Source organism: Algibacter sp., assembly GCF_029245835.1.
Classification (GTDB): domain Bacteria; phylum Bacteroidota; class Bacteroidia; order Flavobacteriales; family Flavobacteriaceae; genus Algibacter_B.
In genome coordinates, this window is the sequence record NZ_JAQWOO010000072.1 from 15,183 (window position 1) to 27,614 (window position 12,432).

At 33.1% G+C, this 12,432-nt stretch carries 12 protein-coding genes; 4 read left to right on the forward strand and 8 right to left on the reverse strand.

Annotated elements, in window-relative coordinates; all coding sequences use genetic code 11:
- Positions 1–2 precede the first annotated feature (2 nt).
- From P8K68_RS11870 to P8K68_RS11885, 4 genes are all read left to right on the forward strand, one after another.
- A complete protein-coding gene (locus tag P8K68_RS11870; protein ID WP_300251197.1) occupies positions 3–476 on the forward strand; it encodes a hypothetical protein in 474 nt (157 codons plus the stop codon).
- Positions 473–1,162 carry a glycosyltransferase family 2 protein gene (locus P8K68_RS11875; RefSeq protein WP_300251200.1) on the forward strand — a complete coding sequence of 230 codons (690 nt, stop codon included), beginning with the start codon at positions 473–475 and terminating at the stop codon, positions 1,160–1,162. The genes P8K68_RS11870 and P8K68_RS11875 overlap by 4 nt, the downstream gene beginning before the upstream one ends.
- On the forward strand, positions 1,162–2,652 hold the full coding sequence (locus tag P8K68_RS11880) for a glycosyltransferase (protein ID WP_300251202.1): 1,491 nt from the start codon (positions 1,162–1,164) through the stop codon (positions 2,650–2,652). The genes P8K68_RS11875 and P8K68_RS11880 overlap by 1 nt, the downstream gene beginning before the upstream one ends.
- Before the next feature lie 269 nt (positions 2,653–2,921).
- A complete protein-coding gene (locus P8K68_RS11885; protein WP_300251204.1) occupies positions 2,922–4,418 on the forward strand; it encodes a mannosyltransferase in 1,497 nt (498 codons plus the stop codon).
- 60 nt (positions 4,419–4,478) lie between these two features.
- Here P8K68_RS11885 and P8K68_RS11890 read toward each other — a convergent pair whose 3' ends face one another.
- The 8 genes from P8K68_RS11890 to P8K68_RS11925 form a co-directional block, all read right to left on the reverse strand.
- Positions 4,479–4,820 carry a hypothetical protein gene (locus tag P8K68_RS11890; RefSeq protein WP_300251208.1) on the reverse strand — a complete coding sequence of 114 codons (342 nt, stop codon included), beginning with the start codon at positions 4,818–4,820 and terminating at the stop codon, positions 4,479–4,481.
- A gap of 210 nt (positions 4,821–5,030) precedes the next feature.
- Positions 5,031–5,252 (reverse strand): hypothetical protein, encoded by a 222-nt coding sequence (locus P8K68_RS11895; protein WP_300251211.1) that lies wholly within the window; start codon positions 5,250–5,252, stop codon positions 5,031–5,033.
- Between the two features lie 13 nt (positions 5,253–5,265).
- Entirely contained in the window at positions 5,266–5,589 is a 324-nt protein-coding gene (locus P8K68_RS11900) for a hypothetical protein (RefSeq protein ID WP_300251213.1), read from the reverse strand.
- A gap of 50 nt (positions 5,590–5,639) precedes the next feature.
- Complete coding sequence (locus tag P8K68_RS11905) at positions 5,640–7,166, reverse strand: bifunctional GNAT family N-acetyltransferase/carbon-nitrogen hydrolase family protein (RefSeq protein ID WP_300251215.1); 1,527 nt, start codon at positions 7,164–7,166, stop codon at positions 5,640–5,642.
- 2 nt (positions 7,167–7,168) lie between these two features.
- Positions 7,169–8,143: a deoxyhypusine synthase family protein gene (locus P8K68_RS11910; protein ID WP_300251217.1), complete on the reverse strand. Its 975-nt coding sequence runs from the start codon at positions 8,141–8,143 to the stop codon at positions 7,169–7,171.
- Complete coding sequence (speB, locus tag P8K68_RS11915; RefSeq protein ID WP_300251220.1) at positions 8,133–9,065, reverse strand: agmatinase; 933 nt, start codon at positions 9,063–9,065, stop codon at positions 8,133–8,135. The genes P8K68_RS11910 and speB overlap by 11 nt, the downstream gene beginning before the upstream one ends.
- Positions 9,066–9,083: 18 nt before the next feature.
- Complete coding sequence (locus P8K68_RS11920) at positions 9,084–10,532, reverse strand: arginine decarboxylase (protein WP_300251223.1); 1,449 nt, start codon at positions 10,530–10,532, stop codon at positions 9,084–9,086.
- An 858-nt stretch (positions 10,533–11,390) separates the two neighbouring features.
- A complete protein-coding gene (locus P8K68_RS11925) occupies positions 11,391–12,233 on the reverse strand; it encodes a pseudouridine synthase (protein WP_300251225.1) in 843 nt (280 codons plus the stop codon).
- Between the last annotated feature and the right edge of the window lie 199 nt (positions 12,234–12,432).

Here is a 12,432-nt window from a genome sequence, read left to right on the forward strand (position 1 = left end):
AAATGAAAAAACTCTTTTTTATATTTTTTTTATTCTCAGCAAACACTTACGCTGAAAAAGAATATCAAAGAACCTTCTACGAAAACGGCAACATCCAATCGGAAGGTTGGACAGAAAACAACCGGAAAATAAAATTTTGGAAATTTTATTATGAAAACGGAACCTTAAAAAAAGAAGGACATTATTCAGCAGATAAAGAAATTAAATACTGGAAGTTTTACTCAAAAAACGGAAATATTGAAAAAGAAGGGCACTTTCAAAATGGCAAGAAAAATAATTGGTGGCTGTTTTATAATACTATGGAAAAAGTAGACCATAAATGCCAACTCAAAGACAATCAAAAAAACGGCTATTGCCTTATGTATAAAAACGAAAAACTAGTTTCAGCTTCAAGATATAAATCAGGTAAAAAAATAAAAGAATGGACTACCTTTGCATCTTTTAAAAAGGAGAATAAACTTAGCGACCTCAAATGACCAATATTAAAGTCATCATTCCAGCTTATAACGAAGCAGATTCTATTACCCACGTTATCAACGCTATTCCAAATACCGTTAATGAAATTATTGTTGTAAGTAACAATTCAACGGATAATACGGAAATTAATGCAAAAAAAGCTGGCGCTACTGTTTTAAAAGAATGTAATAAAGGTTATGGCTATGCCTGCTTAAAAGGCATGCAATACATTGCTAACCAAAACGAAGAACCAGATATAGTCGTTTTTCTTGATGGCGATTATAGTGATTACCCAGAGGAGTTAACAAAAATAGTCGCGCCTATAATTAATAATGATATTGATTTTGTAGTTGGAGTGCGCACAAAAGAACTCCGAGAAAAGGGAGCCATGACGGTACCACAAATTTTTGGTAATTGGCTAGCAACAACATTAATGGGCTTATTTTTTAGAGCTAAATTTACAGACCTAGGGCCTTTTAGAGCCATTAAGTACAATAAGCTCTTAACCCTTAACATGGAAGACAAAACTTATGGTTGGACCGTAGAGATGCAACTTAAGGCACTCAAGCAAAAATTGACATACACTGAAGTACCAGTAAATTACCGCAACAGAATTGGCGTTTCAAAGGTGTCTGGTACGTTAAAAGGCGCTATATTTGCAGGCATAAAAATCTTAGGTTGGATTTTTAAATACAGTTTAAAATAATGATTTTAGAAACAGTAGTAATTATCATATATACTATTTCGCTTTTGCTCATATTCTTGTATGCATTGGCGCAACTAAACCTATTAGGTAACTACCTGTCATCTAAGAACATAAAAGACGATTGCCCTAAATTCGATTTATCAAATCCAGACGAAATCCCATACGTTACCATTCAACTTCCAGTATATAATGAAATGTATGTTATGAATCGTTTGCTAAAAAACATAGCAAAAATTGACTACCCAAAAGATAAGTTAGAAATTCAAGTTTTAGACGATTCAACCGATGAAACTGTTGAAACAACAAAAGCTCAAGTAGAGAAACTTAAATCAAAAGGATTAGACATAATACACATTACCCGTACCAACAGAAAAGGCTTTAAAGCAGGGGCACTAAAAGAAGGCTTAGTCATAGCCAAAGGCGATATCATTGCAATCTTCGATTCTGATTTCTTACCACAAAAAGATTGGTTAAAACGCACCGTTCCTTATTTTAAAGATGAGTCTATCGGAGTAGTACAAACTCGCTGGGGGCATATTAACCGTAACTATTCCATACTTACCAGAATTCAAGCTTTTGCTCTTGATGCACATTTTACGCTAGAACAGGTTGGTAGAAATAGCAAAGGACATTTTATAAATTTTAACGGAACTGCAGGGTTGTGGCGAAAAGCATGCATCATCGATGCCGGAAATTGGGAAGGTGATACCCTAACGGAAGATCTAGACCTTAGCTATCGCGCACAACTTAAAAACTGGAAATTCAAATATTTAGAACACGTAGAAACACCTGCAGAGCTTCCTATCGTTATAAGTGCTGCACGTTCACAGCAATTTAGATGGAACAAAGGGGGCGCAGAAAACTTTCGTAAAATGCTAGGGCGTGTTATAAAAAGCAAAAACATATCAGCAAAAACCAAAGTACACGGCTTGCTGCATTTACTAAATAGCACCATGTTCTTAAACGTGCTTATTGTTGGAGTTTTAAGCATCCCCATGCTGTATATAAAAAACGAATACGCCCATTTACGTCCGTACTTTTACGTTATGAGCTTCTTCGTCATGAGCACTATTATCTTTTTTATATGCTACTGGTTTATGTACAAAAACACGTATGGCGGTGGTTTTAAAAACTTTATACGCTACATAGGCATGTTCTTTGTATTTTTCTCTATAGCTATGGGCTTTTCATTGCATAATTCTATTGCAGTTCTAGAAGGACACTTAGGTAAAAAATCCGAATTTGTACGCACACCTAAATTCAACATCAAAAAGTATAAAGACAATTGGAAAAATAACAAGTACATCAAAAAAACAGTATCTGTACATGTTATTTTCGAAGGTATTCTCATGCTCTATTTCGCATTCGGTATGTATAGCGCCTTTATTGTAGGCAACCAAGGTGGCGATTTCGGACTCTTCCCTTTCCACCTCATGCTGTTTGTGGGCTTTGGTTATGTGTTCTTTAAGTCTTTAACTTCAAAGGTGTAAATTTTAATTTGGGCGTTACCACTCCCGATAACCATCGGGAAGTCTCACTTTTTTTTAGCGGTTTTTCATTTTAAATTAATGAACTTATGAATATAAATGTTCCACTATATCTTTTTAAATCGTCATTGCGAGGAGCAAGCCACGCGGCTATCTGTCAATTCTTTAGTTAAAATCAACCTTATTACATTTTTCTTTTAAAAAGGATGCCGCTGCAATCGCTAACGCTAAAATCAATACAGATTTATTACAATTAGAATTATATTTACTACATGTTTTTAAACCCAACATTTCTAAAACTTTACAAAATACCATTATTTATGGTATTATCTAGCCTATTATTCTATTGGGTGTTTGCTTATGATTTAGTTAGGACGGATTACATAAAACTCATTGCACTGTATAGTGCATTGTTTGTTTTGTTCTATAAATTGGTACAGCGTTTTAAAGGTAATATTCAATTTTTAACGTATTTAGCCTTTGGGTTTCGAGCCATTTTTATATTGGCTATACCCAACCTTTCACAAGATTTTTATCGGTTTATTTGGGATGGACGCATGATTTTAGAAGGCATCAATCCTTATCTATTTACGGTAGAATCGTTTATAAGTCAGAGTAAATCTCCCGTAGCTCAAGCTTTAGAACTTCGTGCAGGCATGGGCGACTTAAATGCGAGCCATTTTACTAATTATCCACCCATCAATCAACTCTGTTTTGCTATTGGGGCACTGTTTGCTAGTAAAAGCATTTTGGGTTCAGTAATTGTAATGCGCTTGCTTATTATTGCTGCCGATTTTGGAACCCTTCACTTTGGGAAGAAGATTTTAGACAAACTGAAGCTTCCCACACATAATATATTCTGGTATGTTTTAAATCCGTTCATCATTATAGAACTTGCAGGAAATCTGCATTTTGAAGGTGTGATGATTTTCTTTCTGGTGTGGAGTTTGTATTTGCTTTATGTTGGCAAGTGGCAATTTGCTGCTGTGGTTTTGGCCTTATCCATTTCGGTTAAATTGATTCCTTTAATCTTTTTGCCTTTGTTTTTTCAGTGGTTTGTTTCAAGTGAATCAAAGATTGCAAAAAAAACACCTCTATCCCCTCAAGGGAACAATAGCAACTTCTCTGTGAACGAAGTGTGGCAATCTGATAAAAAGGAAGCGATAACCACGGCATTACCTGCTCGTAATGACGTTATCAATCAACTAACTAAATTGATTGCGTTTTACACCATCGTTATCATAACCACGCTCCTACTTTTTGCTCCTTTTTATTCTTCAGAATTCATAAATAACTACTCCAAAACGGTCGCGCTATGGTTTCAAAATTTTGAGTTTAATGGGAGTTTGTATTATCTAGCCCGAGAAATTGGCTATCTGTATAGCGGTTATAACGAAATTGCTATCATCGGAACCGTTACACCCATACTTGTTATTCTATTTGTTTTAATCGTCACCTTCTTGAGAAGAAATAAAACACCTATAGCACTTATTACAGCCATGTTATTGGTGTTATCGTTTTATTATTTTACAGCTACTACGGTGCATCCATGGTATGTAGCTACGCTTTTAATATTATCTGTATTTACGAGATATAAATTTCCCTTGGTTTGGAGTTTTGTGATTATACTCAGTTATTTAGCTTATGTAAATGTGGATAGTGCAGACAAATCTGAAAACCTATGGATTATTGCTTTAGAGTATATTATTGTTTATGGTGTTTTTATTTGGGAAGTATTTATAAAAAGGGCTCCCAAATTGGAAGCCTGAATTATTTATTTATAAGATTCTCAAATCTCACAAAAGCGAGAGTCTGAATACTGCATTTGATTACAACTTTTCTAACATGGTAATGGTATCCGTTTTACCATCTTTATTAAAAGTAATTTTAAAATTAGTACCTACAAGTGATTCTCCGCTTAAATCGAAGGTTCTCAATACTTTATCATTTGCTTTTTGAAAGGTTAAGGTTTGCGCATTACCATTTCTGTCTGTAGCCACAAAATTATAACCAGCATCTACTTTTCCGTCATAAGTGGCATAAACCACAAAACCTTCTTGAGCTTCAATTATTACCAAATCAGTATTTAATTCGGACTGAGATTTAAAGCTTGAAAGTGATAAAAAAAGAACTATTAAACCACTTAATAGAATTATTTTTTTTGCATTCATTTTATAAAAAATTTAAAATTTAACTATTGTTTTATTGGAATACGATCTTCCTAAAGTTTAAAATAATCTTAACTTAAAACTACTGGCAATGAACAAAATAAATATACCGTTTATTCCATTGTATAGGTTAAAATTTGAAAAAAATCAAATAAATCGTTTCAGCTTAATTACCAATACAAATAGCGTGCCTTTTTTTATAAAAAAAAGTATTTATAGCGGTTTTAGACTCTCTACCCTATATACAAGATCATCATCATTACCATCTTCAACAAACGTAATTCTGAAATCTTTATCAATTAAACTTTTATCATTCTTTAAATCATATTGTTTTAAAACGCGTGGATGCACATCCTCAAAGACTAACTCCTCGCCGTTTTCAAACCAAAAGCTATAATACCCCTTTTTGTAAGATTTAAAAGTGGCTGTTCTCATAATCTACACTATTTTAATCATTATCTTCTAAGTCTTCATCAATTATATCTGGAGGTTGTACTGCCTCTGGATCATCATTGTCAAAATCCTCATAATCGTCTTCATCATAATTTTCCATAGTCACTTCTAGCTTGGTACTTACTTTTACCAAATATTTAGTGTCTTCAGTAATTATCTCAACAGCTTCTATCAATTCGTTATGCTGATTTTTGAAAGATACAATATCATCATCATCATAACCATCAGGATATTTATCAACTAATAAGGCTAAAATTTCTGGCGTTAACTTTTTAAAATCTACAATAACACGCTTTAGATTGTCATTTCTTTTTTTCATTATTCTGGGGTAAAGTTTTGTTAGTTTAAGTTTAAAGATACTATTTATGATTATTTTACACGAATAACATCATAAAAATCTTTTCGTCTATCTTTTAAATTTTTAACTGCTCCGAACGAATGAAGTTCTCTTAATAAACTCAAATCTACATCGGCAACTAAAATCATTTCTGTATTTGTAGTTGCTTCTGCCCTAATACCGTTACTAGGAAAAGAAAAATCGCAAGGTGTAAATACTGCTGATTGTGCATATTGAATATCCATATTATTCACGTTAGGTAAATTCCCGACACTTCCTGATATAGCTACGTAACATTCGTTTTCTATAGCTCTTGCCTGGGCACATAATCGAACACGAGAATAACCATTTTGAGTATCTGTTAAAAACGGAATAAAAAGTATATCCATACCTTCATCAGCCAATAAACGTGCTAATTCTGGAAACTCGGAATCGTAACAAATTAATATACCTATTTTACCGCAATCGGTATTATACGTTTGTAATGTATTACCGCATTGCATGCCCCAAACTTTAGCTTCATCTGGTGTTACATGAATTTTTTCGTAACGTTCAAAACTACCGTCTCTTCTACATAAATAACCTACATTATACAATTTATCATCCACTAATTCTGGCATACTTCCAGAAATAATATTAATGTTATAAGAAATAGATAATTGCTTAAGTTTATTAACTATAGTTTCAGTAAACTTTGCTAATTCCCTAATGGCATCTGGCTCATGTAAATGATTAAATTCTGCCATTAAAGGTGCATTGAAAAACTCGGGAAACACAGCAAAATCTGATCTATAAGCAGCAACACTATCAATAAAATATTCTACCTGCTGCATTAAATCTTCTAATGCTTTATAAGGTCGCATTTGCCATTGAATTAACCCAAGCCTTACTACCGTTTTTACCGTAGCTGCCTTTTTATTTGGTTTCGCATAATAAATATTATCCCATTCCATTAAAACTGCATACTCGTTAGAAGCTGTATCACCTTCTAAATAATTTTTCAACACACGTACGGGATGAAAATCGTTTGAAATTTGAAAATTCAGAACGGGATCATGAATTTCTTTGCGTTTAACCTTTTCTATATATTCTTTAGGGGTTAATTGTGGATGTTTATGATAATTTGGCATGCGTCCTCCAAATACAATTCCCTTCAAATTTAGGTTTTCACAAACTTCTTTTCTATAATCATAAAGACGTCTTCCCAAACGTAAGCCTCTATATTCTGGTTTTATAAAAACATCAATACCATATAAGACATCGCCTTCCGGATCATGATTTTTAAAAGATTCACCACCTATAACGTCTTCATAAGTATGTTCATCATCAATACTATTATAGTCTACAATTAATGATAAAGCACATCCTGCAATATCACCATCTATTTTTATAATAACCTGACCTTCTGGAAACATGCTAGTTAAATCCTCAATGTGATGCTTTTTCCAGTATGAATTAAGCACACCTGCATAAGACTCTAAAGTTGCTTCTTTTAATTCCTCAAAATCACCAACTGTTAAGTACTTTAATTCTATATTTTCTATTTTTTGCGTATCCATGTTTATTGACCTAAAAGATAAGCAAAAATTAAAGGCGCAACAATGGTTGCATCACTTTCAATAATAAATTTTGGTGTATTGATATCCAATTTACCCCAAGTAATTTTTTCATTTGGTACTGCACCAGAATAGGATCCATAACTTGTTGTTGAGTCTGAAATTTGACAAAAATAACTCCAAAAAGGCGTATCTGTACGCTCCATATCTTGATATAACATAGGCACCACACAAATAGGAAAATCGCCAGCTATACCACCACCAATTTGAAAGAACCCAATACCATTTTCAGAATTATCGGTGTACCAATCTGCTAAAAAGGTCATGTATTCTATTCCGGATTTGATGGTACTTGCTTTCAATCCACCTTTTAAAACATAACTCGCAAAAATATTACCCATCGTGCTATCTTCCCATCCTGGGCAAACTATTGGCAAGTTTTTTTCCGCAGCAGCGTACATCCATGAATCTTTTAAATCGATTTCATAGTATTGTTCTAAAACACCAGACAATAACATTTTATACATGTATTCATGCGGTAAATAGCGTTCACCTTTGGCTTCGGCATCTTTCCATATTTTGTAAATGTGTTCTTGTAAACGTCTGAACGCTTCATGTTCTGGAATACAAGTATCTGTAACCCGGTTTAAACCTTTTTCAAGTAAATCCCATTCATCTTGAGGGGTTAAATCGCGATAATTAGGCACGCGTTTATAATGTGAATGAGCCACTAAATTCATAATATCTTCCTCTAAATTTGCTCCTGTACAAGAAATAATTTGCACTTTGTCTTGACGAATCATTTCTGCAAAACTTTTTCCTAATTCAGCGGTACTCATGGCCCCTGCCAAAGACACTAACATTTTTGCACCAGAATCTAGTTGTGCTTCATAGCCTTTTGCGGCATCCACCAAAGCGGCTGCATTAAAGTGTAAATAATGGTGCTCAATAAATTGAGAAATTGGTCCTTTAGTTGTCATTGTCAGTGAATTTTAAAGTGTTCTTTTTGTATTCAGAATTATCGTAAGCGGTATCGTAATTATCATCAATAACATCGTTCATAAACTTATAGCTCAACATTTTATAATATAATTTTGCTGCTAAAAAATCTGATGATTTTTCTTTATTATTTGGGCATAGTTCAACGATATCAAATCCTACTACATTTTTTTCTTCAAATACTTGTTTTAAAAAATCTAAGGTTTCGTACCATAATAAACCGCCTGGTTCTGGAGTTCCTGTACTTGGTAAAATGGAAGGATCGAATGCATCTAAATCAAACGTAATAAATACATTTTCCGTCATTTGATCGATGGCTGAATCCATCCACGTATCATCCACAGCCATATCATGAGCGAAATAGGTTTTCTCCTCGTCCATTACTGTTTTCTCTATAACGTCCATAGAACGAATTCCAACTTGAATTAAATTCGTTTTTTGGCTCGCTTCGTAAACCGCACAGGCGTGATTACAAGTAGAACCTTCATACGATGAACGTAAATCTGCATGTGCATCAATATGTAACACCGTCAAGCTTGGAAACATATCGTTAAATGCACGAATAGTTCCAATAGAAATAGAATGTTCGCCACCAAAAATGGTTACAAACTTATTTTTCTTGATGTAGTTTTTAGTTGCTTGGTGTACCGCTTCAACCATCGCTTCTGGTGATTCATTTTCAGTAACTGCATCGGCTAAAAACACACCTTGCTGATACACTTCTGTATCGGTTTCAATATCATAAAGTTCCATATTTTCTGAAGCTTCTAAAAAAGCTTTCGGCCCTTTATCAGAACCTTTTTGCCATGTACTTGTACCATCATAAGGCACAGGAATTAAAACAATTTTTGCTTGCTCTAATTCCCCTAATTCTTCTGGAATTCCAGCGTATGTATTTTTCATCCTTTCGGTTTTATTTTTTTAGTTGTATGTTTCAGTCACTTCAAGTCCCTTTACTTTCGTAGTTTCTTGAGGTTTATTGTAACCTAAAATCTTAAGTAAGTCTTCACTTTTTTGCTGTTCAGCAAATAATTTTGTGGTGATATTTCCATCAGCATCTTTATCAATTAAAATATGTTTTGGCGACGGAATTAAACAGTGCTGCAAACCACCAAACCCACCAATAGTCTCTTGGTATGCACCAGTGTTAAAGAAGCCAATATATAATGGTTTATCCTTATTATATTTTGGCATATAAATGGCATTCATATGTTGCTCACTGTTGTAATAATCATCACTATCACAAGTTAAACCCCCTAATAGAACACGCTCGTAACTATCTTGCCAACGGTTTACCGCCAGCATTATAAAGCGTTTGTTAATAGCCCAAGTATCAGGTAAAGTTGTAATAAACGATGAGTTAATCATGTTCCATTTTTCACGGTCGTTTTGCTGTTTTTGATAGAGTACTTCGTAAATAGCACCACCACTTTCTCCAACTGTAAAACTTCCAAATTCAGTAAAAATATTTGGAACATCTACTTCTTCTTCCTCACAAGTCAATTTAATTTGATTTATAATTTCATCAATAATATACTCGTAATCAAAATCAAAAGCCAAGGAGTTTTTTATAGGAAAACCACCACCAATATTTAAACTATTAAGCGTAGGACAAATCTTTTTCAAACTTGTGTACACTTTTAAGCATTTTAGTAACTCGTTCCAATAATAGGCATTATCACGAATACCCGTATTAATAAAAAAGTGTAGCATTTTTAGGTCTACTTTTTCATTATTAGCTATTTGATTCTTGTAAAAAGGCAATATATTCTTGTAACCAATACCTAAACGCGATGTATAGAACTCAAATTTCGGTTCCTCTTCCGATGCTATTCGAATTCCAACATTAAACTTCCTATTTATTTCTTGAGACAACAAGTCAATTTCCTCGTAATTATCAATAATAGGTATCGCATTAGTATGTCCATTATTAATCAAACGAGCAATATTAGTAACATACTGCGCGCGCTTAAAACCGTTACTAATTACAAACGTATCATTAGTAATTTTGCCTTCAGCCTTTAAACGCTCCACAATATCAATATCAAAAGCCGACGAGGTTTCAATATGGATTTCGTTTTTCAAAGCCGTATCTAAAACATGTTTAAAATGTGAGCTTTTTGTGCAATAACAGTAGTTATAATTACCTTTATAATTATGCTTTTCAATAGCATTTGCAAACCACATTTTCGCCTTATTAATATTGTTAGATATTTGCGGTAAGTAGGTAAATTTTAACGGTGCGCCATACAGTTTTGTGAGTTGCATTAAATCAATATCATGAAAATGCAATTGTCCTTTTTCAACTTTAAATTCCTCTTGTGGGAATTCAAAAGTCTGATTTATTAAATCAATATATTTAGTATTCAATGTAAAAAATGTAAAAATTAATTATGGTAAAATTGTAATTGATATATTAACTAGGCGTTAATTTTATAAAAACAAATCAGTATCAAATACGAAATTGCTCTTCGGTTGTAGGCACAAAAGAGTATTCATGCTGTATTGCATGTATAGGAGAAACGGAAGTTAGCTTTAAAATTCGGTCGCTTAATCTATAAGCTGCTTTTGAATATGACTTCCTAATTTTCAAAAGCCCGAACATAGAAACAGAGTTCAAAATGTTCAGCTATTCTTTAAGTTGTTCACTTAAAAAAGTGCGTCAAAAGTAAATTAATTTTTGATACACAAAACATTTTTTAAACTTTTTTTAATTTATTTTTTGGGCGTTACCACAAGAGTCGGACTATCTGCTACAAGTACTCGCTAGTGCCTCGCTGTGTGCTTTTCTCTACTATCTCTTAGGTTTATAATTGAAATAAATACTTAAATTTATCTTTAATAAAAAGAAACAAACTCTAAAGACGGAACATCATATAAAATCTATTTGACCATTTATAGGTCCAAAAATTATAATCTTTCACGACAATTTTATTTAGATTTTGGTTTTGATGAAATTGAAATCTCTTTAAAAATATCATTTTTTAAACGTGGTAATTTTGGATTTTATTTACAAAACGCTTGCATAAAAATTGGATAGATAATTCTATGGTTTTTCTGGAAGTTGACAATATGGAAGAGCATTTAGTCGACATAAAAAAAACAAAATCTTACGAGTAAATATAACCATGTAAGCATATCAGAACTGCATTGTAATGATTGGAGGCATGAATATTTTGTACATGACCTGTCAGGAATTTTATGTCATATGGAGCCTTCAAAAAACAACTACAGCATCTTTAAAGTATTCAACTCCTGCTCTGTTAGGTGCTTCCAACTTCCTCGTGGAATATCTTTTTTAGTTAAATGCCCAATAGCCACACAATCTAAACTAACAATATCGTATTTAAAATATTCAAAAATAGTACGGATAATCGTATTTCCTGTATTCTTAATTTTTAAACCAATTTCCTTTTTTGAGGCACCATCTATATAACTTATTTCTTCTACTTCAATCAATTTACCTTCCACTTTAAAACCGCCTTGAATTTTTTTCAAATCTTCTAGTTTTAAGTTTTTATCTAATTCTATATGAAACAAACGCGCAACACCGTGTTTAGAATTTGTGAATTTACTGGCTACGGAATCATCATTAGTAAACAACAATAATCCTTTTGAATGTCGCCCCAAACGCCCTATAGGTTTTATACGAGACGTGGTTGCGTTAGCTACTAAATCCATAACTGTTCTGCCTTTACCTTCGCTTGTTGTGGTGGCAAAACCTTTGGGTTTATTTAGTAACACATAAGCTTTTGCCTCTGGGTTAATGCGAGCGCCATCATAACGCACCTCATCTTCTAACTTCACTTTATAACCCATTTCGGTTATTACTTTACCATTAACAGTTACTAAACCAATGGCAATATGTGCATCGGCTTCGCGACGAGAACAGATGCCAGAATTAGCTATGTATTTATTTAATCTAATTTCATCAGGATTACCTGATTTTTTAGGTGGTGGATTATTTTTCTTGACAGGTGAGTTTCCTCGTGCATAACTTGTAGAACGTGTATTTCCACTACCACGTCCTGATGGTTTTCCTTTTCCTTTACTCCCTTGATTTTTATTCATCACTTATAATTTTGTGCAAAGATAGATTTAAAATTATGATTTACGATTTTAGTTAAAAAATTTTTGAATATCCGTAATACATCACAATTAAAAATTTATTCATAAATTAGCTAAAAATTCCACCATATGAATATCTTCAGTTTTACAGCAAATTTTGATAGTGAAGCTTCTTGTATCGCTCACTTTAAAGCACATCGTG